The organism is Streptomyces sp. NPDC087859, from assembly GCF_044742595.1.
Taxonomy (GTDB): Bacteria; Actinomycetota; Actinomycetes; order Streptomycetales; family Streptomycetaceae; genus Streptomyces; species Streptomyces canus_F.
Genome location: NZ_JBIUUU010000001.1, coordinates 769,646 through 791,479, shown reverse-complemented (window position 1 = coordinate 791,479; position 21,834 = coordinate 769,646). Strand labels below are relative to the sequence as shown.

Sequence of the window (21,834 nt, the reverse complement as noted above, 5' to 3'; positions counted from 1 at the left end):
TACGGTTCCGACTAGAACGCCGACGAGGACTCATGCACGATCGACTCTGGGGAACGTAGTAGAGGTCTGACCAACCTGACAGATCCCCCACGGCGCCGATGCACTCACAGCCGTCTCGCACCCCAGAATGCTAAACGGAAACGATCGTCACACCTTTCTCGACAAGAGACACCCCGCCTCCAGAAAAGTGGACCTTTGCGCTGTGGGGCGGGTCGATGAAGTCCACTCTCCGTTGGTATTGGTCAATCCAATCAAGCGCAATCTCGCTTGGATTGCCAGAAAGGGGCTCGGGATTAAACAGTTGACCGGGTCGCACAACCCCACCCACGCAGCGGGCAATGCACGTGGCCGACATGGAGTCCACCTCTTCCACCGCGTAGATCTGCAGCTTCCCCGGGTCGTGATCATTCATGCTTGTAAGCTTCCACTACACTTTTTCTGCTGGCGTAGGGCTTATGAGTCGCTTATTTCCCCTCGCAGGTGAAGCGTCGTCCGGTTCTCCATCAGTGCCACTGAAGGATGTGAACCAGTACTTTGCATGATATTTGGCGCATGTCCGACTCGAAAACTTCTTAGGGAGATTTCTGAATCACCCTTGGAGGATTTCTTTGTGTTCGTGCGTGGGGTCTGCCGGGCAGGTGAAGATGTTGAGTGATCCACCTCTGCCGACAATGACCTGCGTAGGGGTATTCGCCTCGGATTCGTTGATGAGTTCGCGGTCTTCCAAGGGTACCCAGCTGGGAGTTCCGCTGTCCCACTCCCTGCTGTCGATCTTCAGTAGAAGTTGCATGGATTCACCGCAAGAACATTTCACTTCGGACGGCCCTGTCACGTTCCATGACGCGTACCCGCCGATCTTCCAGCCTGGCGCGATGGACAGATCGTGATGGTAGGTGATGAATTCGGACTCGTCGTCATAGGATTCTTCAGCCGCTTCTTCGGCTTCCGCTTCCCAGGCCTCGATCTGCTCCTGCAGGACCTCACTCAGGAGTTCCTGGTATTCGTGTTCGACGACTTGCTCGGGATTCAGTAGGCAGGGTTCAGGAACGTACCCGGCATCGCCGATCACCTCCGGGCGGGGTGGTTCGGCAAGCGTTGCGCCAATCCCGGACGAACTGCGCCACCGCACGAGCACCCCGGGGCTGGCCTGCGGGCCATGAGAATCGAACGGACACCACAGCACTTGCAGGAGGTCGCATCCCGGGGGTGCTAGGAGACCCGGGATGTCCCTGACGAACAATTGGGCCACGGGTAGGAGCGGGACGGGGGCGGTGTCACCGAGCCCTGGAACGTGATGCACCTGCTCGAGGGTCGACAGGGTGTCACGCTCCTCCTGTGAGGGCCCTGCGTCGGGGTCTCGTCGCCATGCTTCCGCCAGGACCCTGCGCCACTCGTGGACGTCCTCGACGCGTCTGCCACTGTTCCGCGGATGCGGTGCCCGGCACGTAGGCCAGGGTTCGTCCTGGGGCCACAGGAAAGGCCCTCCGACCGAGCTCTCCTGCCGCCCGGCTGTTCCGGGCCTTGGGTGGAGTCTCGTGCACACCTTGCGGTAACCGGACAGATCAGGGAACTCCGCCTCGATGTCCACGGGGCGCGGAGGTGTGGTGCGAGTCATGATCGTCCTCGTGGTTGTGGCGGCTGCGTCACAGTTTAGGAATCGCCGTCCGAACGCCCGAGGCGGGGTTCTGCAGCGTCTCCGTCAATGAGAATCCTCGGTTTCCGTGTGCGGATATCTCCAGTCTGAGCGGAACCGGGTTGGTCCCTCCGTACACGGGCTTCACGGAGTATTGAACAATTTCGCCCTTCTTTACGGCTTCGAAGACCTTGGCCTCGATCTGCTTCATCACTGGTGTGTTCACGGGATTCTGAGTCAGCGTGACTAGGTTGTGGCGTGCCAGGGGGCCCTTACCGGGGCCGCCCAGGATATTGGCGAGCAGATGGCCGCGCGCTTCATTGAAGGCCGTTCCGTCACCTCGCCAGCCGGGCGTCCGCGTCGTGCCCGCTTCACTTCCCGTGCGCAGCATCTCCTTGCGCAGCGACGCCCAGACCCCTGTCGGGCGGTTCAGATCGTCAAGTTTACCGAATCGAACACTTCCATCCCATTTGTACCGATCCATTTTGCAGGCTTTCGGTACCAGCCCCAGAGGATCGCTCCACGTCTGGGGATTGTGGACGTAGGCCATGGGGTTGGGTGCCGGTGCCAGGCCGAAGGGGTCAGGCGTGGTGTAGCGGGCGACGTCCGGGTCGTAGTGCCGGAAGAAGTTGTAGTGAAGGCCCGTTTCAGGGTCCGCGTACTGGCCGGGGAAGCGAAGCGGCGTGTAGGCGTTGGCGTCCCGGTTCCAACTCGTGGTGCCCCACAGGGTGGTGCGGGTATGCCAGGCGATGTCGCCGTGTTCGTCGACGAGTTCCGTGGGCGCGCCGACGAGGTCCGTGACGATCGCGAAGAACCGGGTGTCGACTTCCTCCTGGCTGAGCCTGCCGCGCGACGGACATGAGGTGGTGGGCCGTTGCTCGAGCTGGGCGACGGGGTGGTCGTCGTCGTACTCCCAGGTGGTGATGACGCCGGTTCTGGTATCGGTCTGCTCGGCGAGTTCGGTCGCGTCCCAGGTGAAGTGGATGGTATCCGCCCGGGTTTCACCGTCAGCGCTCATGCGGTGCTTGGCGCTACGGCGTCCGAGCGGATCGTAGCTGTAGGTCCATACCGTGCCGTCGGGTGTGGTGCAGGAGGTGAGGCGGTCTTCGGCGTCGTAGACGTAGCGCCAGGTGTCCGGTTTGCGGGACAGGCGTGTCTTCTGGCGGAGGGTGGTCCGCCCTGCGGCGTCGTACTCGTAGCGGATGGCACCCGCCGTGCGTACGCGTGTGCCGGTGTAGGTGCGTTCCCCCCGGGCTTCGCCGTGCGGGGCGGTCTCCGGCCAATGCGCGGTGGTCTGGTTGCCGGACAGGTCGTAGGCGTACGACTCCCTCCAGCCGTCGGCCGTGACGGTCACCGGGCGTCCGACGGCGTCCACCGAGATACGGAGCTGCTCGCCGGTCAGCTGGTCAAGAATGCCGGTGAGGCTGTTGTCGGCTCGGTACTGGTAGACGCGGGAGCGAAGGGTGCGTGAGCCGGCGGTGACGCGCTGAGCGGTCTGTCGGCCGGCTTCGTCGCATGCGCTACTGATGGAGACCGGCCGGGAGGAGTCGCCGAAGGTCCACGTCACCTCGCGAGTGTGTGGGGCACGAGTGATGGAGAAGGCGTGGTTCGCCAGAGACAACGCAGTGGGGGCGCCACTGGGGTCGAGGGTGAGCCGGGTGACGATGCCGCTGGGAGTCCTACGAGTGGTGCGGCGCCCCAGTGCGTCGTACGTGTACCGGGTGGTGCGGCCGTCGATGGTTTCGGCCAGGACCCGGCCCAATGCGTCGTGTTCCAGAGTGAGAGTCGACGATTCTGTGGCGGCCCTATGGAGGCGGCCCGCATGGTCGTAGCTGTAGATGGTGCGGTGGCCGTCGGCGTCCTTGGCGAGGACGTTGCCCATCGGGTCGAGCTCGTGCCGGATGGTCTGGCCGAGCGGGGTCGTCCGCGAGATGAAACGGCCAGCCGCGTCGTAGGCGTACGTGAGCGTGCGGCCGTCGAAGTCCGTTTCCGAGACCAGGCGTCCGGCGGGGTCGTACTCGTAGCTCCACTTCAAGCCCTGCGGGTTGGTGACCTGGGTCAAGCGCAGTTCCGTGTCGTGGGCGAAGGAATAGCGAGCTCCGTCCGGGCTGGTGCGGCCGGTGAGCATGTCGAAGTCGCCGTGCTCGAAGTGCGTGACACCGCCCAGCACATCGGTGTGCGAGGTGCAGTTGCCTTCGCCGTCGTAGATCCACGACTCACTGCTGCCGTCCGGGCCTGTGTGACGGTTCAGTTGGCCTTCCGGGGTCCACTCCAGGTGGCTGGCGTTGCCCAGAGAATCCGTGACAATGGTCTGCCGACCCAGGAAGTCATATGTGTACGACGTGACAGTGCCGAGCGAGTTGGTCACCTCGATCGGGAGCCCCGCGTTGTTGTACCGGAAGCGCGTGGTGTGGCCGAGCACGTCGTCGATGGCGCTGAGAAGACCCTTGGCGTTGTATGTGTAGCGGGTGGTAGCGCCGACCGGATCGGTGACCGAGGTCCGGTTGCCGTCCTCGTTGTACTCCTGACGCCAAATACCGCCGTCGGACCCGGTGATGGAGACGGGCAGGCCCCGGTCGTCGTATTCCGCGCTGGCCTCGCTGCCGTCCGGGTGGACGACGGAGATGAGACGGTCCTGCTCGTCGAAGCGGTGGCGGGTGGTGTGGCCGAGCGGATCGATGTGGGCGATCAGACGGCCAGTCTCATCCCATTCCTGGTGGATGGTGTTGCCGAGGGGGTCGGTCTCGCGGATGAGTCGGAACGCCTCGTTGTGCTCATAGCGGGTGCTGTGCCCCAGAGCGTTGGTGACCGTAGTGGTGCGGGTGCTGTCGTCGTAGCTGAGCGTGCCGGCGAGGAAGCCGCCGCTGCCTTCGGTGCGCACAACGCGACCGTGTTCGTCGTACGTGTACGAGTAGGTGTTGGCGTTCCTGTCCGTCCAGGAGGTGATACGGCCTTCTGGATCGTAGGTGAAGCGCAGTGGCTGACCTGAGGAGTTGCGGACTTCGGAGAGGTGGCCCGCGTCGTCGTACCCGTACGAGACCAGTACCGTGCCCCGGGCATCGTGGTGCTCGGGGTCGAGTGCGCGCAGCGCCACGATGCGGGGAAGGTCGGGGTGGCGGTCGATGGCGATGCGGTAGCCGCCGGAGTGAGAGACCTCGACGGGGGAGCCGGTGTCACCGTAGTGGACGGTGATTCGCTGGCCGTGACGGTTGACGATTGCCTGCAGGGGCAGGTCGACCGCGCTGCCGTCGGTGGTGGGTTGTGGAGTGTGGAAGATGTACGACAGCCCGGTGCCGACGTTGGTGAGCCTCATCGCGCCGTCGGTCTCGGTGTCCCAGGAGAGCGGTATTCGAGGGCCGGTTTCCGGGAGGACCGGTTCGTCCGTTTCGGGATCGAGGCGGGGATACACAAGCCTGGAGCCGTCGGGAGCGGCGTAAATGATGCCGTCGTCGTCTGCCTGGAGGCGCTGGTCGAGCGTGGAGGCCCAGGTGGGACCGAACCAGCCGCCCCACCGGTATGACGACGAGTGGATGCGTTCCAGGATCAGAGGCAGGGCGGCGGGCAGTTCGATGTCGGTCTGCGGCAGGAGCATCGCGCCGGTGGCGACGTCGATCGGGTCGAGCTTGCACTCCTTCTCCGCCGCCTGGATACCGGCTTTCAGTTTCTCGGCCTCGCCGGGGCGCAGTTTGAGCCGGGCCACGTCGTTTGCGCCGAGCTTCAATGCCGCGGCCAGCTTGGCAAGTTCGCTGGGCTTGAGTGCCTTCAGTCCCTTGCCCAGTGCCTTGCCGAGCGCGCCAAAACCGATACCCAGCGCGGCACCCTCGGCAAGGATGCCCGCCAGTTTCTCCGGGTCCTTGAACGCGGCGGGGTCCTTGAGCAGCGTGTCGAACGCGGAGAACTTCATGCCCTCCTTGGCCATCCGCCCCGCCGCCGCAACCCCGCGAATCTCCCTGAGCGCCTTCAACGCCCGCTCCACCGCCCGGATGACCTCCATCACCCCACGGATCGCGGACGCGAGCGCGGTGCCCTCCTTCTCGATCCTGGTGACCAGCGCGACCACCTTGACCGCCCGTGAGCCGGCCATGAGGGAGGAGGCGACCGCGGAGGCGCCGCCGGTCAGGACGGACAGGGCCAGGCCCGCGATCTCGAACTCGGCTATCTCCGCGACCAGTACGCCCATCTCGGTGAGCAACTCGTGTGCGGTGTCGGCGAAGTCGTCCAGCGCCTTGGCGCCGTCGCGCAGCGCGTCCGCCATGTCGATGGCCTGCTTGCGGGCCGCCTTGGAGCGTTTCTGGAACGCCTTGGCGGCCTCACCCTCCCACTGCACGTCCGCGAGTGCCTTGCGGGCCGCCTCTGCCGCGTCGTCAAGGCCGGTCGCCAGATGCCGCCACTTCTTGGCGATCTCGCGTATGCCGTCCGGGTCGACGGCAGGGTCGGTGATGCCGAGGAACTCCAGGCCACTGGCGAGGTTGTCGCCGAACATGTGGTTGAACTTGTTGACGTAGTGCAGGGGGTTGAGGTCGACCACGCCCGGCTCAGTCCTTCTCGGCGCGGGCCGCGGCCGCCAGCAGGATGTCCAGCAGGGTGAAGGCGTCGGAGACGTCGCCCACGAACGTGGCCTCCGACTCCCACTCCTCCTCCAGGCCCCGGGTGAGCTTGGCCAGGGTGGTCATGCCCTCGCGTATCTCCTCCGTCGCGCTCAGCAGGGAGCCGAGCGCGCCCAGCGCCGACAGATCGTGAGACTCGGCCTTGAACTCCTGCAACGGCTTCGCCGTGTGATGCCCCACCGCCCGCAACCCCGTGGCCGCCTTGTGCAGTGACGTTGCTTCCTTCTTCAGGTCCGACACGCGAACCGACCCCCGTACTTCACTCTGTGCACATGCCAACCCAACGACCGTAGTTAGGGCGGTTCACGGGGAGGTATGGCCGGCTTCAAGGGCGGGCAAAGATGCGGCCGAGCAGCTGAAGGTGACGGTCCACGCCAACCGCCCCGCCCCCGAACGGACATCAGCCCATCCAGGAACGGGGCGGCGGCCCGAACCCTCAGTCGATCACATCAGTCGGTCACCTCGGCCGGTCACCTCGGTCGGTCAGTGGCCCCGGCACCGGCTCACGTCGATGCGCACAATCTGCGGATCATGATCGCTCGCCTGGTCCGCGAACTCCGCGTTGATGTGGACCACGTCGTAGTCGAAGTGGGTGACCGCGGGGGTCGTCAGGGTGTGGTCCAGGGTCTGGGAGTTGCCGTCGTAGACGTAGGTGTAGCGCTCCGCGGGCGGGAGGGTCGTGATCAGGGGGCGGAGGACGCCGCCGGACGTCAGCGTCGTCACCGTCGGGGAGAACTCGAAGTCGTTCAGGTCGCCGAGGACCACCGCCTTGGCGTCCTTGTCGGCCGCGAGCAGGGACTTGACGAAGGTGTTCACCTCGGCCGCCTGTGCCGCGCGCTGGGTTTCCGAGCTGCGGGCGGGCTGCTGGTAGCGGCCGTGGAGGGGCTGGTCGCCGCCCTTGGAGGTGAAGTGGTTGGCGATGACGAAGACCGGTTCGCCGTGGAAGAGGAACTCGCCCACCAGCGGCTTGCGGCTGCTGTCCCACGCGTCGCTCGTCGGGTTGATGCGGCCCGGGGAGTACGTGAGGTGCGCGCCCTTCCTCGTCTTCACCACGCTCGTCGCCGTCGTCGCGTCGCCGCCCGCGCGGTCCGTGAAGGAGACGCGCTTGGGGTTGAAGAGGAACACCTGGCGGATGTTGCCGCCGGGCTCGCCGCCGTCCTGGTTGTTCTCGGGGGCGATGTAGCGCCAGGAGTAGCGGGGGCCGCCGGCCGCGCGGATGGCGGTGGTGAACTTCGTCAGCGTCGCCTCGGACGTCAACGTGCCGTCGTTCGTCGCGCCGTTGTCGTCCTGGATCTCCTCCAGGGCCACGATGTCGGGGGAGTTGAGGTTGACCGCGACGCCTGCCGCCAGGCGGTCGAACTTCTCCTGGGGGTCCAACGCGTCCAGGTTCTCCACGTTGTACGTCGCCACCGCCAGCTCGTCGCCCTTCTGGCGGCGGGTCACCTCCTGCTTCAGGCCCTTGGAGGCCAGCGTGCCGAGCTGCGTGGCCTGGAGGATGTAGCCGCCGTACGTGGAGTAGTCGAGCGGGCCGGTCGTCGTGCCGGACAGTTCGTCGCCGACGTTCGCCACCGGGCCCGTCGTGTCCAGCGACGCCACCTTCACCCGTCCCGTGTTGGGCTCGTCGTAGGAGGTGTAGAGGGTGCCGCCGCGCTTCGTCGGGTGCTCGTCGGGCTTGACCGTGACCCACAGCTCGTCGTACGCGTCCGTCGCGCCGACCACGCGCGCGTCCGTGAACGTCGTACGCATGCCTTCCAGGGACTCGTAGAAGTCGAGGGCGTACGAACCCGGTTCGAGAGCCAGCGCTTCGATGCTGCCTCCGTCCGCGTCGGGCGTGTACGCGTCCGGGACCGTCGTTCCGTCCAGCTTCACCGGCTCCGGGAGGGCGTTGCCGGACGAGACGACCGTCGTCGTCGGGCCCGTGATCTCCGTGACCGACTGGCTGGTGCTGCTCGGGTGGTACTCGGTGACCCGGCCGGTGACCAGGACCGAGTCGCCGACCGCGACCGTGGGGGTGGCCGAACCCGTGTAGACGAAGACGCCCTCACTGGTACGGGCGTCGGTGTCGGCCTGCGGGTCCTGGATCCAGTAGCCCTTCGAGCCGCTCGTGCGGACGCCGGTCACGATGCCGGGGACGCGGGTGACCGCCTTGCCGGCGTACGGCGAGAGGCGCGTGGTGCCCTGGATGTCGTGAACGCGGACGGTGCCCGGGTCCGTCGTACCGCCACCGCCACCGCCTTCGCCGCCGCCCGAATCCGGAGTCTGGCCCGCCGAGTTGACCGGAGTCGGCGTCCCCGCGGTGAGGTCCGTCGCATTGTCGTCCGTGTCGGCCAGGGAGTCGGCGCGGGCGACCGAGGCGGTGTTGGAGGCGCCGGTCGCGGGGCCGCTGCCCTCGCGGACGACCGCGGTGCCGTAGCCCACGACGTCGAGGACCCGGCTGTCGGCCGCGCAGTCCACGGCGGTCTTGCAGGTCAGCGCGGTGGTGCCGGAGACGAGGGCGATGGTGCCGGTGGTGGCGCTCATCGCGATGGAGCCGGCGGCGTCGGGGGTGGGCAGGGCCGTCGTACCGCCGCTGCCGGTGCCCTCGCCGACCAGGTAGTGGCCACCGGCGGCGAGCGAACCGCTGAGGGCGGTGACCTGCCACTGCGAGCTCGCGGAGGCGGCGCCCGGCAGGTACTGCACGCTGTAGGCCGACAGGTCGAAGACCTCGGAGCCCGCGTTGGCGAGCTCGACGAAGTCCCGGGTCAGGGTGGCTCCCGAGTTGCCTCCGCCGCCGTACACCTCGGAGATCACCGCGGTGGCCGACGGGGCGGCGACGGCGGTCCAGGCGGGGAGGGCGGTCAGGGCGAGCGCTCCCGCCGCGCCAACGGCTATCAGCGGGTAGGCGGCGCGGCGGGCGCGGGGGCCTCGTTCCGCGTGCGGGCTGCTTCCCCCGTGAGAGCTGCTTTCCTCGTGGGGTCTTCCTTCGGGGCTGGACACGCTGGCGGTCTCCTCGGATCGGGCGTCGGACGGCGGGTGCGGCAACGCGCCTTCGGTCGGCGGTACTTGTGGCGCAGGCGTGGGGGGACCGTGGGGAGTCGGCTCAAGTTACGCGCGTAGAAGTGGGGGCGCCAAGAGGGCGGAGGTTAAATCCTGGGAACAGGTGGGTGCGGCGGAGCCCATGGGATCGGGAGTACGGGGCTGAGATGGCAGGCAGTCGGTTTCGGGTGAAGGACGGGTTCGGGATCGCCGGGGGTGTCCTCTTCCTGGCGGCCCTCCTGGCCGTATTCCTGCTTGTTCTCGGAGTCGGGCGGGGGCTCGCACGGGAGGTGGTCCCGGTGCTGGTGGACGTTCCCGGTGGGGCGTGGGTGGCCGGGGGCGCGTTGGGGATCCTGAGCGTGCTCGGCTGGATCGGCGGGGCCCTGGTCTTCGGGGCCGGGGCCGCGAACAAGGCGAGGGAGGGGCGGCCGTTGCGGGTCGCTCGGGCCGTCGGGAGCGCCGTCTGCTGGGTCGCGGCGATCGGGCCCGTCCTCCTGCTGTTCAGCGGGCTGCCCAGCAGGAACTGCCGTTCGTACACGTGCGAGTACCTCCCGGGGACCGGCACCGCCTTCCTCGCCTACGCCGTCACCGCGGGCCTCCTCGGCCTGCTCTGCCACCGCCGGCGTCGGGCCCTGGTCGAGGCCGGGGAGGCGGAGCGGCGGGAGCGGCGGCGGGCGCTGCGCAAGAGGGGCAAGGGGAAGGGCCGGGCGGCGCGGCAGCGGTAGCGGGCCTTGGGGCGATGCCACGTGGCGTCCGGCGTGCGCTAACGTCCCCCGCCATGCGTATGCACAGGGTGGGGTGCGGGGCGGTTGGTGTTGGTGCCGGGCGCCTAGTGGGGTGGTGGGGGCTGTTGTGCGGCGGGTGCGGGTTCGTCGTGGCTTGTCGCGCAGTTCCCCGCGCCCCTGAAGGCAAAGGGCGGCTGCGCCGGCCTTTGCCTTCAGAGGCCCACCGCGGATCGGGACGACGGCCGCTGGTGCGAGTGAAGTGCCCCCACGTCAGCCCTGCCGCCGACAGTGCGGTACGTCTGGCAGTACGCCGGGAGAGCGGCACATCTCGCGTCAGTGGGCGAGTGTCGACTCCCGCACCGTGCGGGCGAGCTTGGTGTAGCCCTCGGGGGCGGTGGAGAGCAGGTCGTCCTCGTAGTACGGGGTGCGTTGCGAGTCGTCGTCCGGGGCCGGCAGGGTCAGGAGCAGGGCGGGATAGTCGTTCGGGGCCGTGTCGTTGAGGCAGCGGTCGCAGAGCGGGAGCATCTTGCGGCGGTTGCCCTCCGGTGACACCCGGACGTGGCGGCTGGACTTCGCCGGGCCGTGCAGGGGGTTCACGCCGCACCAGCGGGTGGCGTCGTCGCCGGTGAGGGCGGCGCGGGTGGCCCGGGCGAGGACGATGAGTGCGACGAGGGCGGCGGGGCGGAGGCCGTCGATGCCCTCGTCCGCGAGCAGCGTCGTCGCGTCGTAGCGGTTGCGGGCGCGGGTGTCCGCGGTCTCGCCGGTGCCGAAAGCGGTGGTCATGGCGCGGGTCTCGATCTCCGCCGTCTCGCGCAGATACGACAACGATGGCGCCGCCGGGGAGACGTGCGGCAGCGTCGAGGTCGCGAGCGGCTCCGGATTGCGGCGCCGCAGCAGCACGCGGACGATGCCCAGGACGGCCGCCGCGAGGCCGAAGAACAGGAGCGCGGCGAGGACGCCCAGGAACAGGCCCGACCAGAAATCGCCGTAGTAGAGCGGGCGCAGCTCGTCCTCGGCGATCGGGTCCGTGACCGGGTACGGGTCGCCGGGGGTGGTCGGCTCGTCCGTGCGGGAGGTCTTGGCGAGGATGACCATCAGGTCGTCGAGACGTTCGCCCAGGAGGTGGTCGTCGGCCTCGTCCGCCTTCGAGTCCCCGTACGCGATGGACTCCGGGAGGTCGAAGAAGGCGCTGTAAGTGTCCAGTGCCAGGCCGTAGTTGAAGACGTTGATGTAGCCGTCCAACGGGTCGGCGACGATGTAGACGCCGTCCCTGCCGCCGAGCTTGTCGCGGACCGCCGCCGTGAACGCCTCCTCGTCGCCCTGGGACTCGTCCTCGTAGATCTGCGGGACCAGCGCGACGAAGACCGGGCCGCCGCCCTTGGAGGAGCCGAACTTCTCGATGCGGTCGTGGAGTTGGGCCAGCTGGGCCGGGTCCAGTACCCGGGGGCTCTCCGGGTCCGCGTACACCGGGTCCTCGGCCAGGCCCTTCGCGACGCGGTCGAGGCGGGCGTTGAGGTCGATCGCCCGTGGCGGGGGTGAGGCGCTGGACCGGGTCTGGTCGAAGAGGAGGGGGGCGGTGAGGGTGATCGCGACGGCGGTGCCCAGGGCGAGCGCGGCGAGGATCCAGCCTCCGGGGGACTTCGACCTGCCCTTCGCCTGCTTGCCCTGCTTGCTCTGCTTGCCTTGCTTGCGGGGGGCCGCTCCGGGGCGGCGGCGCCACCATCGCCGTACATAAGGAACCAGCAGCAGCATCAGCAGGGGTACGCCGGTGATCGCCACCCCCGTGAGGGTCGACTGGTCCTCGCGGTCGGACGGGCCGATGTACAGGTCGGCCGGTTCGTCGCCCGCGTTGTACTTCTCGCGTGCCGCCTCGGCGCGGGCCGCGGCCTTCTCGGCGCCTTGCGCGATGGCGTCGGCGAAGCGTCCGAAGCTGCGCAACGGGCCCGCGTCGTAGGGGAGTTCGTAGAAGGCGACGGTCGCCGCGTCCTTTGCCGGGGCCTGTACCCCGTACGCCTCGGCCTCCGTGACCGTCGACTCGTCGATCAGCACATACAGACCGTCCTTGCCGAGGCGGTCGTGCACCGCGTCGAGCAGGTCCACGCCGGTGGTGGCCTGGGCCGGGAGGACGAGGACGTAGGTCGGTACGCCGGTGCGCTGGGCGACTTTCGCGAAGTCGCGGGCGGTGGACTGCGGTATCTCGCGCGGGAGTTGGTCGGTGACGTAGACCGGGTCGGTGCGGAGCCGGGCGGCGAGGTAGGCGGCCTGGGTGTCCGTGGAGGTGGCGGACGGGGCGGCCTGGGCTACGGGGGTGGCGGTCGCGAACGCCGTGACGAGGAGAGCGAGAAGGGTGAGAAGGCCGGCTCTGATCGCGCCGTTCGTCTTCGCTGCCGCCCTCATTGCCGTGCGCCCCCGTTCCCCGCCTGTTGTCACGCGCGGCACTCTACTGGGGGGCTTCGCTAGTGCGAAACGGTGTCCTGCGGCGGCGGGAGGTGGGCGAGCGAAAGGCGGTTGAGCAGTCGTTCGGCGTCGGGGGAGGTGAGCCGGCACCAGGAGCCGTCCGTGAACTCGATCCGGAAGTCGCGTCGCGCGGTGCTGAACCTTCTGCGCTCCACGGAGGCGATGCCGCTCAACTCGGTTTCCCACAGCACCTCTTCCCAAGGCTCCCTCGGATCGTCGAGGGCGCCCAGGACGAGGAGGCGGCGGTCGGTCAGTACGGCGTGGGTGACGTCGGTGTCCGGGCGGCGGGCGGGGTCGAGCTGCCAGGGGAGGGTGCGGGCGAGGGCGCCGGGGGCGGCCCACAGGACGGGGAAGTCCCGGGTCTCGTTCTCGGGTTCCTCCGGTTCGCCGAGGGGCTCGGACGCGCTGGGGCCCACTCCGGTGCCGCCGAGCACCGCGGCGAGGGCGATGAGCGCGAGCGCGAAGACGACCTGCGCGGTGGCGCCCAGCGCGATGATCACCCTTGAGCGAAGCCGGTACGTCGGCCCCGCCGGCCAGCCCGGCAACTCCCCCTGGATGTCCTGGCGTTCGGCATCGCGGAACCAACGTCGCCCTGCCACGCGGTCGGCAGCGCCGGTGGCGAAGGAGACCGGCGCGCGGGCGAGTTCGTGCTCGCCGGGGGCGGGTTGCCAGCGGTGGGTGGCGCGGGAGGGTGCTGTCATCGGGACTCCTCGGAAGACCCCGGTGCAGGGCTCGGGCTCGGCGGGCGTGCTCGGGTTCGTGACCGTGATCCTAAGCAGGGGAATCGCGCTGGTGAGCGGGGTGGAGGAGGGGTGGGCCGGACTTGGGCGGGGCATGGACGGGTGTTTGCCGGAGCGTGGTGGTGCTGTGGCGTCCCCGTGATCCCGGGGCGGGCCCGGAGCGCCTCAGCGGCACAGCTCCTCGATGTCCTCGCTGAACGTCGGGAACTCCGTCCGGGCCTCGGTGATGATCGTGCGCGCGGGACGGCGTGGGGTGGTGGCGTGGGCCTTGGCGAGCGCGGTCAGCGGTGCGTTCGGGCGGGAGACGTGCTCGTCGTACTCGACGGCCTCCATCGGACCTGTGCCGTCCGCCAGGACCCAGAGGAAGTCGGAGAGACAGCCCGCCACCACACCGGTCGCGCCCTCCGAGCCGAGGAACACGATCGGCTGATCGACAAGAGGACGGTCCACGCGCACGCACCACACGGCTGCCGTACCGCCGGTCCCATCCTGCCCGAACGGCAGATAGGCCCCTGCGTCGAACTCCTTGTTGCCGGTCCAGCTACGCAGCCAGTCCGCGGTGTCCTCGGCCGTGAGGAACGCGTCGTACGGCTCGAAGTCGATGCCGTCGCCGTCGGCGTAGTCGAACTCGGCCCGGGACATGGCGGCCAGGGCGGGCGGGAAGGGTATGGGCTCGATCACGTGTGCAGCGTAGTTGTGCCGCGCTGTACGTGATCAAGCCCCGGCTTCCGTGAACAGGTCCTCGGCGGCGTCGGCCGTCACGGCGCGGGTGAGCCAGGTGCGGAGGGTGTCCAGATCCGTGCAGGTCGTGATCCGCTCGCGTGCGGTGTCCGGGATGGCGAGGCCGCGTTCGTTGAGGATCAGGAGGATGTCCTCGGCGCGGCTCTCTGCACGCAGTCGTTGTGAGGTCTCGGAGCGGAAGAAGGAGAGGTCGACGGCCATCAGTTGCCTCCAGGTCTCGGCGGCCAGGGCTTTACCGAGGCCGAGTTCGGTGAGCTCGGCGAAGATCCTCGCGGTCTCCTCGTCGATGGTCTTCAGGGCGACAGCCAGGGCTTTCAGTATGGCAGGGGCGTTCGGGTCCTTGGCGTGCGTGATGGCGCTGAGTGTCGCGAGCGGGATGTCCCGGGCGGCGGCGGACGGGTCCGTGATGACGGGAACGTTGTGCGGACCGAGGACGAGGGGGCGGAGGGTGAGCGTGGGCCAGTACGCGGGTCCGATCGTGTAGGGCCTCGCGGCCCACTCGGCCGTGCTCCTGTCCTGGCACGTCACGAGGAGGACGGGCGGAATGCCGTACTTCTCGCGCAGGTGTGCGACGTAATAGGCCCAGCTGCTGGGCTTGCGGGGATCCTTCTTCCCCTGCGCCTCGACGATCAGGAGATGACTCTCGCCCGACGCCGTGTCGATCCTCAGGAGGGTGTCCACGCGCCGTTCCGTGGGCTGGATCTCGGTGAGGTCCGTGGGCATCAGGGACACGGCGACCGGGTCGGGGAACGGAAGGTCGAGACGCCGGAAGGTCCGGGCGAAGACGCCCGGATCCTCCTGGAAGATGCGATGCATCGCCTCGTGGGATGAGCTGACCATGTGGTGGACGGTAGTGGGACGCGTCCATCGTGATCCCGCGTAGGGCGTCGGATCACCCGGTGGGGTGAAGTGTGATCAGCTCAGCTTCTTGTTCTGGGCCTTGACCAGGTCGGTGGGGACCTTGGCGGAGCCGGACCGGCCCTGCATGAAGCCGCTGGTGTCGATCGAGAAGTAGTTGACGATCGTGTCGCCGAAGCGGAAGGTCTGGGTGCGCATGGTCTGCGTGCCCTTGTAGCTGACGGCGGACGCGGTGGCGATCGACTCGTCGGCGGCCGTGTCCGGGAACGGCGTCTCCTTCTTCACCGAGGTGTAGGGGGTGCTCGCCTTGTCGGACTTGGCGGTGTAGCCCGTCGTACAGGAGGAGACCGCCGCGGCCAGGCCCTTCATCGCGGCCTCGGCCTTGCCCTCGGTGTAGGTGGCGAGGGTGATGTAGTTGTACGCGAAGGTTCCGTCGCTGGCGAGGCGGACCTCCGAGGCCTCCGGGTCGCCGAGGGGGAGGTAGTTGGTCGCGTACGCCAGCGGGGCACAGGCCGGCTTGTCGACGCGCATGTCCTGCTGGGTCTCGGCCATGGCATCGCCCTTGGCGGGTTCGTCGACGTTGTAGTCGGCGACTTCCGCTTTCGTGACGAACCGCTTCGTCAGCTCCTTCACCGGGTCCACCGCGGGCTTCGCCTGCGAAGCCGTCGTCTTCGGCCCGGCGGTGGTCTTCGCGTCCGAGCCGCCGTCGCTTTCACCGCCGCCGCACGCCGTCAGCGTGGTGAGGGACAGCAGGGTCAGCAGGGGCAGGGCGAGTGCGGCGCGCTTCATGGTGGGGGCTCCTTGGTGGGGGGTGCTTGGTCCTCGGTGGGGGTGGGGAAGGCGCGCCGACGTGCTAGTCGTTCAGCAACTTCCGTAGGGCCGGTGACAGTTCGGGCACCCGCGCCCCGGCCGCCTGCGCTGCGATGACCGTCCGGACGTACTGCACCGCCTCCGCGCGCAGCCGCGTCTCCTCGCTGCCGTGGTGGCTGCCCGCCAGCCAGACGCCGATCGCCACGGGGATCAGCACGAGGGCGGCGTAACCGATCGGCTCGGTCTGCGACCAGGCCCAGGCCGCACCACCACCGCCCGCGAAGAGCAGCAGCCAGCCCGTCTCGTCGTGCCAGCCACCGGAGGACGCGAGGCGTTCGTACTCGGTGACCGCGCCCGGCTTCGCAGGCACCGCGGCTCCGGTGGCACCCTGCGGGGCAGAAGCAGAAGCAGAAGCAGGGACAGCACGCTCCGGATACGCAGCCTCCGGGTACGACGGAATCGGCGTCGCCCCCTTCCCGCTCCCGCCCTCCGCCTTCCCCTCCAGCCACGCCGGCACATGCGCCGCCGGCATCCCGTGCGCCCGGGCCACGCCCAGGACCTCGCGGTAACCGGCGAGGGCGGGGTGCAGCAGTTCACGCTTCCAGTTCGCGCGGACGCGGGTGAGCGCGGCCACGGCCAGGATCAGGAGAGGGCCCGCCGCCAGTGCGGCCTTCGGGCCGAGCGAGGGCGTCGACACCGCCCCGAACGGCCACACCACGCACGCCAGCAGGGCGATACCGCCCGCCCACGCCAGCGGCCCGTGCTGCGCCGCCGTCGCCGCCCGGCGCCGCTCCGCGAGCAACGCCGTCACCTGCCGGTCGTCCGTGTAGTCCACGCCGGTCCGCGCCCCGATCGCGCGCACCGCCGCCGCCACCCGGGGGTCCGACGCCAGCGCCGCCCCTCCGATCGGAAGAAGGACCGCTTCCGTGCTCGCCATCGCCGTCATCCCGCCCCGTGTCCGTGAATCGAGCAAAGATCATGGCACGCCGGTTTCCCGCCCTCGTGAGCGAATCGTGCAGGCCTCATGGGCGGACCGTGACGAAAACCCCCGCGCGTGCAGGATGAGGCGGCTGTAATCGGTTCGCTCCCGCACAGTCTCCGGCCCTTCTCCGGCTCCCGCACAACTGGGCAACATGCGCCCGAAGTTGCAGATGAATAACGAGGAGCAGGGTGAGAAGCGTGACTCCGGACGCGCCTTGAGGGGCTTATGTGCGGCTGATACGGTGCCATGGCTTGACACTCACCCCAGCGATGGCTATCCGCGCAGATCGAGCAGCGGCGGGTGAAGTGTCCTAATTTGCAGAGAATTTGGCAGACAATTTTCTTGGGTGTACGGGGAGCGGTTGCGTGAAGATCCAAGAGCGTACGGGGGCGGGTCAGGGTCGTTCCGCCGCTCCTGCTCAGCCGTCGGTCGGCGACCGGCTTCCCACGCCGCCTCGCGAGCGCAAACCGGCGCTGGCGGCGCTGGCGGTGCTGCTGATTCTGGTCGGTGCGCTGGGGGCGACGATGCTCGTGCTCCAGGCCGGTGACCGGATCGAGGTCGTCAAGGTGACGAAGGAGATCCCGGCGGGCGGGTCGGTCACCAACGACAACGTGACCTCCGTCATGGTCGCCGAGGACAGCAGCATCCACTACGTCAAGTGGTCACTGCTGGACGACCTGAAGAAGCTGAAGGCCGTCAGCACCATCCCGGCGGGCGCGGTCGCCGTCGGGGAGATGTTCGGTGACAAGGTCGCCGCCTCCGACGGCAAGACCCTCGTCGGTCTCTCCCTCAAGGCGGGTCAGTTCCCGGCCGGCATCAAGCGAGGCGACACCGTCGCCGCCTACCGGGTCACCGAGGGCGGCTCCGGCACCGGCAACAGCTCCGCCTCGACGTCCGGCAGCGGCAACTCCCTGCTCGTCGACAAGGCCGTGGTGGCCGACGTGCCTACGGCGAGCGGCGACGAACTCGTCGGCAGCACGAACTCGTCGTACACCCTCGCCGTCGACAACGACGAGGCCGCCGCCCTCGCCCAGGCCGCCGCCAACAACGAAGTCGTCCTCGTCCTCGTCCCCAGCAGCAACTAGAAGGCGGCTCCCGACCCATGGCGCTCATCGCTCTCGCCGCCGACAAGGGTTCCCCCGGCGTCACCACCGCGGCCGTCGCCCTCGCGGCGGTCTGGCCGCGGCGGGTGCTGCTCGCCGAGACCGACCCGGCGGGCGGCGACCTCGTCTACCGCAGTGCCGCCGCGCACGGCGGGCCCCTCAACCCGAACACCGGCATGCTGTCCATCGCCGCCACCGCGCGCCGCGGACTCGTCCCCGACCAACTCTGGGACCACGTGCAGCCGTTGAGCGGCGGGCTCGAAGTGCTCGTCGGACTCGGGAACGCCGAGCAGGCCGCCGGTCTCGCCGGACTGTGGCCGACCCTCGGACACTCCTTCGCCTCGCTCGCCGAGTCCCCGCACGCCGCCGCCGACGTCATCGCCGACTGCGGCCGGATCGCCGGGGACACCCCCGCGGTGGACCTGTTCCCGCACGCCGCCCTGGTGCTGCTGATCAGCCGTACCGAGCCGGAGGCCATCGCCCGCGTGCGCGACCGTGCCGCCGCCCTCGGCAACAAGCTGCACGGCGGCGCGCGCGGTGCCGCGAGCCTGGGCACGCCGATGATCGGGGTCGTGCTCATCGCCGACACCAACAGCGCGGCGAAGATCGCGGGCCAGGTCAACGACATGCTCGTGCACGCCCAGACCGGCGCCCGCGTCGTCGGCACCATCGCCGACGACCCCACCGGCGCCGACCAGTTGGCCGGCCGCAAGCGCGGGCGGCTCGACAAGTCGCTGCTCATCCGCTCGGCCCGCAAGGTCACCGCGGACCTCTACCAGCAGTACGGCGCCGCCTGGACCGTACCCACGCAGGCCCAGCACGGTCAGATGCACGGCGAGATGAACGGCCATGCCGGAGCCGGCCGATGACCGCTGTCGACCATCAACTGGTCAAGCGGTTCCGTCAGGAGGCCGGCGACCGGATCTCGGAGCAGCGGCGCCAGGACCAGGTGTCCGGCGTCACCCCGATGTCCCCCGAGGACGAGCGGCACTACGCCCGCGCGGTCATAGCCCAGATCCTGGAGGACCACGCCCGCACCGAGATCAACGCCGGGCGCACCCCTCTCGACGCGGAGACCGAGGAGCAGTACGCCGCCGCGGTGCACGCCGCGCTCTTCGGCGTCGGACGGCTCCAGCCGCTCCTCGACAACCCGGACGTCGAGAACATCGACATCAACGGCTACGACCAGGTCTTCGTCGGCTACTCGGACGGCCGTGAGGTCACCGGTGACCCCGTCGCCGAGTCCGACGAGGAGCTCATCGAGCTCATCCAGGTGCTCGGCGCGTACTCGGGTCTGTCGTCGCGCCCCTTCGACTCCGCCAACCCCCAGCTGGACCTCCGGCTCCCGGACGGTTCGCGTCTGTCGGCCGTCATGGACGTCACCCGGCGCCCGGCGCTCTCCATCCGTCGCGCCCGCATGGGCAAGGTCTTCATCTCCGACCTCGTCGGCAACGGCACGCTGAGCCCGGAGGTCGCGCACTTCCTCGCCTGCGCGGTACGGGCCCGCAAGAACATCATGATCGCGGGCGCGACCAACGCCGGAAAGACGACCCTGCTGAGGGCCCTGGCCAACGAGATCCCGCCGCACGAGCGACTGATCACCGTCGAACGCGCCCTGGAGCTCGGGCTCGACACCTTCGCCGACCTCCACCCCAACGTCGTCGCCTTCGAGGAACGCCTGCCCAACTCCGAGGGCCAGGGCATGATCTCGATGGCGGAACTCGTCCGCCGTTCCCTGCGTATGAACCCCTCCCGCGTCATCGTCGGTGAGGTCCTCGGCGACGAGATCGTGACCATGCTCAACGCGATGTCGCAGGGCAACGACGGCTCGCTGTCCACGATCCACGCCAACAGCTCCAGCGAGGTCTTCAACCGTATTTCCACGTACGCGTTGCAGGCCTCCGAGCGGCTGCCCATCGAGGCCAGCCAGATGCTGATCGCGGGTGCCGTGAACTTCGTCGTCTTCATCCAGCGGCGCAACAACTTCCAGTCGGGCGGCCGCCTCCAGCGCTCGGTCACCTCCATCCGTGAGGTCAACGGTGTGGACGGCCGGGTGCTGTCCAGCGAGGTGTTCGCCGAGGCGCACGACGGCCGGGTCGTGCCGCACGCGCCCATCGCGTGCGTGGAAGACCTGATCGCACAGGGCTACCGGCCCACCGGAGCGTGGGGGTGACCATGACGACTCAGGCCATGACGGCTCAGGCCATGACGGCCCGGACGCAGACTCTTGCCGCACTCGACTCGCTCGGTTCCATGGGCGGGCTGTTCTCCACCGAGGTCCTGTTCTCGATCGCGTCCGGGGTCGCCGTCGGCGGTGGCCTCGCGCTGTTCGCCATCGCCGTACGAGGGCTTCCGGCCAAGCCGGACCACGAGAAGCAGAAGGCCGCCGAGCGGGCGAGCGAGCTGATCCGGTTCGCCGGGCAGCGCGGTTCGCTCGCCGCCATCGTCGGCATCGTCGTCCTGCTGCTCACCCAGTGGGCGGTGGCCGGTATCGCGGCCGGTGTGCTCGTCTTCTTCTGGGACCGGCTGTTCGGCGGTGCCGGTGAGGAGCGCGCCGCGATGAAGCGCGTGGAGGCACTGGCCGGCTGGACGGAGTCGCTGCGCGACACCATCGCCGGCGCGGTCGGCCTGGAGCAGGCCATCCCGGCGTCCGCGCGCGCCTCGGCGCCCGTGCTGCGCCCGCACCTGGACGCGCTCGTCGACCGGCTGCGTGCCCGCACGCCGCTGCCCGACGCGCTCCAGCATCTCGCCGACGAGATCGACGACGCCTCCGCCGACATCATCGTCGCGGCCCTCATCCTCAACGCCCGCCTCCGCGGCCCCGGTCTGCGCCAGGTGCTCGGCGCGCTCGCCAAGTCGGCGCGCGAAGAGGTCGACATGCGCAACCGCGTGATGGCCCAACGGGCCTCCACCCGGCGCTCGGTGCAGATCGTCGTCGCCGTGTCGGTCGCCTTCGTCCTCGGACTGTCCGTGTTCAACCGGGAGTTCGTGGAGCCGTACGGCACCGCGATCGGCCAGGTCGTCCTCGCCATCGTCTGCGGGCTGTTCGCCCTCGGCTTCTGGTGGCTGCGCAAGCTGTCGACGATCGAGACGCCCGAACGCTTCCTGGTCAAGGACGACGCGTCGGTCCAGTTCGTCCGTCCGCGCACACCGTCCGCGCAGCAGCCGGTCCAGCCGTCGCAGGAAGAGGGGGTACGCCGATGAGCGACGTCACCATGCCGGTCGCCGTCGGCGCGATCATCGGCCTCGGCATCTACGTCCTGGTCCGCGCCCTCATGCCGTCGAAGCGCAGCGCGGTCTCGCAGGTCGCGCGGATCGACGCGATGCGGGCCCGGGGCACGGCGTACGAGTCCGCGCGTACCGCCTCCGACTCGGGCCGTCTCGGCTCGGTGCGGGCCGAAGTCGGCCAGCGTGTCGCCGAGTTCTATCTCCAGCAGGGCTGGGAGCAGCGCTCGCTGCGGGCGGACCTCGCGGTCCTGGACCGCAGCTGGGAGAAGTTCCTGGCGACGAAGGTGCTGCTGGCCACGGCGGGCCTGTTCTTCGGCCCGCTCATGTTCGCGATCGTGTGGACGCTGGCCATCGCCGACAGCCCGATCATTCCGGTCTGGCTGGCGCTGCTGTTCGCGGGCGTCTTCTTCTTCCTCCCCGACCTCGAGGTACGTCGGGACGCCGCCGAGAAGCGGCGCGACCTGCGACGCGTGATCGGCGCCTATCTGGACCTGGTGTCGATGAGTCTCGCCGGCGGCCGCGGTCTGCCGGAGGCGCTGATGGCGGCGGCCGAGGTGTCGGACGGCTGGGCCACCCAGCGCATCCGCAACGCCCTCGCCGACGCCCGTATCACCGGCACCAGCCAGTGGCAGGCGCTGGGCCAGCTCGGTGAGGAACTGGGCGTGGAGGAGCTGAAGGACCTCTCGGCCTCGCTCGCCCTGGTGGCGGACGACGGCGCGAAGGTCCGTGAGTCGCTCGCCTCCCGCGCCGAGACCATGCGGCACCGCGAGATGGCCGAGATCGAGGGCAGCGCGGGCGAGAAGTCACAGTCGATGCTCGTCGCCCAGCTGCTGCTGTGCGCCGGCTTCCTGGTGTTCCTGATCTACCCGGCCGCCATGCGGGTCTTCCAAGTCTGACGCCGCCTCAACCCTCGAAAAGCCTCTGAAAGGACAACT

17 protein-coding genes are annotated in these 21,834 nt (G+C 69.1%); 6 read left to right on the top strand and 11 right to left on the bottom strand.

Annotation, left to right across the window (positions count from 1 at the left end; translation table 11 throughout):
- Window positions 1-130: 130 nt before the first annotated feature.
- The 5 genes from ACIOHP_RS03725 to ACIOHP_RS03705 form a co-directional block, all read right to left on the bottom strand.
- Window positions 131-412 carry a hypothetical protein gene (locus ACIOHP_RS03725; protein WP_401882999.1) on the bottom strand — a complete coding sequence of 94 codons (282 nt, stop codon included), beginning with the start codon at window positions 410-412 and terminating at the stop codon, window positions 131-133.
- Between the two features lie 177 nt (window positions 413-589).
- Complete coding sequence (locus ACIOHP_RS03720) at window positions 590-1,249, bottom strand: hypothetical protein (RefSeq protein WP_401882996.1); 660 nt, start codon at window positions 1,247-1,249, stop codon at window positions 590-592.
- Between the two features lie 394 nt (window positions 1,250-1,643).
- Window positions 1,644-6,161, bottom strand: a complete 4,518-nt coding sequence (locus ACIOHP_RS03715) for a DUF6531 domain-containing protein (RefSeq protein ID WP_401882993.1) — start codon at window positions 6,159-6,161, stop codon at window positions 1,644-1,646.
- Between the two features lie 7 nt (window positions 6,162-6,168).
- Window positions 6,169-6,480, bottom strand: coding sequence for a hypothetical protein (locus ACIOHP_RS03710; RefSeq protein WP_401882991.1), 312 nt, complete (start codon window positions 6,478-6,480; stop codon window positions 6,169-6,171).
- Window positions 6,481-6,723: 243 nt separating this feature from the next.
- Window positions 6,724-9,114, bottom strand: a complete 2,391-nt coding sequence (locus ACIOHP_RS03705) for a lamin tail domain-containing protein (RefSeq protein WP_401883143.1) — start codon at window positions 9,112-9,114, stop codon at window positions 6,724-6,726.
- A gap of 308 nt (window positions 9,115-9,422) precedes the next feature.
- On the opposite strand from ACIOHP_RS03705, the gene ACIOHP_RS03700 reads away from it, so the two are divergent.
- Window positions 9,423-9,980 (top strand): hypothetical protein, encoded by a 558-nt coding sequence (locus ACIOHP_RS03700; RefSeq protein ID WP_401882989.1) that lies wholly within the window; start codon window positions 9,423-9,425, stop codon window positions 9,978-9,980.
- Between the two features lie 333 nt (window positions 9,981-10,313).
- On the opposite strand, the gene ACIOHP_RS03695 is transcribed toward ACIOHP_RS03700, so the two are convergent.
- The 6 genes from ACIOHP_RS03695 to ACIOHP_RS03670 all read right to left on the bottom strand — a co-directional run bounded on the left by ACIOHP_RS03695 (window position 10,314) and on the right by ACIOHP_RS03670 (window position 16,523).
- Window positions 10,314-12,377, bottom strand: a complete 2,064-nt coding sequence (locus ACIOHP_RS03695) for a hypothetical protein (RefSeq protein ID WP_401882986.1) — start codon at window positions 12,375-12,377, stop codon at window positions 10,314-10,316.
- Between the two features lie 59 nt (window positions 12,378-12,436).
- On the bottom strand, window positions 12,437-13,138 hold the full coding sequence (locus ACIOHP_RS03690) for a hypothetical protein (protein WP_401882983.1): 702 nt from the start codon (window positions 13,136-13,138) through the stop codon (window positions 12,437-12,439).
- 204 nt (window positions 13,139-13,342) lie between these two features.
- A complete protein-coding gene (locus ACIOHP_RS03685; RefSeq protein ID WP_401883140.1) occupies window positions 13,343-13,819 on the bottom strand; it encodes an SMI1/KNR4 family protein in 477 nt (158 codons plus the stop codon).
- A 72-nt stretch (window positions 13,820-13,891) separates the two neighbouring features.
- Window positions 13,892-14,758 carry a hypothetical protein gene (locus ACIOHP_RS03680; protein WP_401882980.1) on the bottom strand — a complete coding sequence of 289 codons (867 nt, stop codon included), beginning with the start codon at window positions 14,756-14,758 and terminating at the stop codon, window positions 13,892-13,894.
- A gap of 75 nt (window positions 14,759-14,833) precedes the next feature.
- A complete protein-coding gene (locus ACIOHP_RS03675) occupies window positions 14,834-15,565 on the bottom strand; it encodes a hypothetical protein (protein WP_401882977.1) in 732 nt (243 codons plus the stop codon).
- Window positions 15,566-15,629: 64 nt separating this feature from the next.
- Window positions 15,630-16,523 carry a hypothetical protein gene (locus tag ACIOHP_RS03670; RefSeq protein ID WP_401882975.1) on the bottom strand — a complete coding sequence of 298 codons (894 nt, stop codon included), beginning with the start codon at window positions 16,521-16,523 and terminating at the stop codon, window positions 15,630-15,632.
- A gap of 410 nt (window positions 16,524-16,933) precedes the next feature.
- Here ACIOHP_RS03670 and ACIOHP_RS03665 point away from each other — a divergent pair, with 410 nt between their 5' ends.
- The 5 genes from ACIOHP_RS03665 to ACIOHP_RS03645 all read left to right on the top strand — a co-directional run bounded on the left by ACIOHP_RS03665 (window position 16,934) and on the right by ACIOHP_RS03645 (window position 21,795).
- The gene (locus tag ACIOHP_RS03665; protein WP_351693702.1) at window positions 16,934-17,653 is read left to right on the top strand and encodes a hypothetical protein; all 720 of its coding nucleotides are present in this window, start codon (window positions 16,934-16,936) and stop codon (window positions 17,651-17,653) included.
- Window positions 17,654-17,670: 17 nt separating this feature from the next.
- Window positions 17,671-18,540: a hypothetical protein gene (locus tag ACIOHP_RS03660; protein WP_266823508.1), complete on the top strand. Its 870-nt coding sequence runs from the start codon at window positions 17,671-17,673 to the stop codon at window positions 18,538-18,540.
- Window positions 18,537-19,844 (top strand): CpaF family protein, encoded by a 1,308-nt coding sequence (locus tag ACIOHP_RS03655; RefSeq protein ID WP_307027307.1) that lies wholly within the window; start codon window positions 18,537-18,539, stop codon window positions 19,842-19,844. The genes ACIOHP_RS03660 and ACIOHP_RS03655 overlap by 4 nt, the downstream gene beginning before the upstream one ends.
- Window positions 19,845-19,924: 80 nt before the next feature.
- A complete protein-coding gene (locus ACIOHP_RS03650) occupies window positions 19,925-20,875 on the top strand; it encodes a type II secretion system F family protein (RefSeq protein ID WP_361547248.1) in 951 nt (316 codons plus the stop codon).
- The gene (locus tag ACIOHP_RS03645) at window positions 20,872-21,795 is read left to right on the top strand and encodes a type II secretion system F family protein (protein WP_361546931.1); all 924 of its coding nucleotides are present in this window, start codon (window positions 20,872-20,874) and stop codon (window positions 21,793-21,795) included. The genes ACIOHP_RS03650 and ACIOHP_RS03645 overlap by 4 nt, the downstream gene beginning before the upstream one ends.
- Window positions 21,796-21,834: the final 39 nt, after the last annotated feature.

Excerpts from the sequence above, each read along its gene's own strand:
- ACIOHP_RS03725 (WP_401882999.1), bottom strand. The coding sequence starts at position 412 with ATGAATGATCACGACCCGGGGAAGCTGCAGATCTACGCGGTGGAAGAG.
- ACIOHP_RS03700 (WP_401882989.1), top strand. The coding sequence starts at position 9,423 with ATGGCAGGCAGTCGGTTTCGGGTGAAGGACGGGTTCGGGATCGCCGGG.
- ACIOHP_RS03695 (WP_401882986.1), bottom strand. The coding sequence starts at position 12,377 with ATGAGGGCGGCAGCGAAGACGAACGGCGCGATCAGAGCCGGCCTTCTC.
- ACIOHP_RS03690 (WP_401882983.1), bottom strand. The coding sequence starts at position 13,138 with ATGACAGCACCCTCCCGCGCCACCCACCGCTGGCAACCCGCCCCCGGC.
- ACIOHP_RS03685 (WP_401883140.1), bottom strand. The coding sequence starts at position 13,819 with ATGTCCCGGGCCGAGTTCGACTACGCCGACGGCGACGGCATCGACTTC.
- ACIOHP_RS03680 (WP_401882980.1), bottom strand. The coding sequence starts at position 14,758 with ATGGTCAGCTCATCCCACGAGGCGATGCATCGCATCTTCCAGGAGGAT.
- ACIOHP_RS03675 (WP_401882977.1), bottom strand. The coding sequence starts at position 15,565 with ATGAAGCGCGCCGCACTCGCCCTGCCCCTGCTGACCCTGCTGTCCCTC.
- ACIOHP_RS03670 (WP_401882975.1), bottom strand. The coding sequence starts at position 16,523 with ATGGCGAGCACGGAAGCGGTCCTTCTTCCGATCGGAGGGGCGGCGCTG.
- ACIOHP_RS03660 (WP_266823508.1), top strand. The coding sequence starts at position 17,671 with ATGGCGCTCATCGCTCTCGCCGCCGACAAGGGTTCCCCCGGCGTCACC.
- ACIOHP_RS03655 (WP_307027307.1), top strand. The coding sequence starts at position 18,537 with ATGACCGCTGTCGACCATCAACTGGTCAAGCGGTTCCGTCAGGAGGCC.
- ACIOHP_RS03650 (WP_361547248.1), top strand. The coding sequence starts at position 19,925 with ATGGGCGGGCTGTTCTCCACCGAGGTCCTGTTCTCGATCGCGTCCGGG.
- ACIOHP_RS03645 (WP_361546931.1), top strand. The coding sequence starts at position 20,872 with ATGAGCGACGTCACCATGCCGGTCGCCGTCGGCGCGATCATCGGCCTC.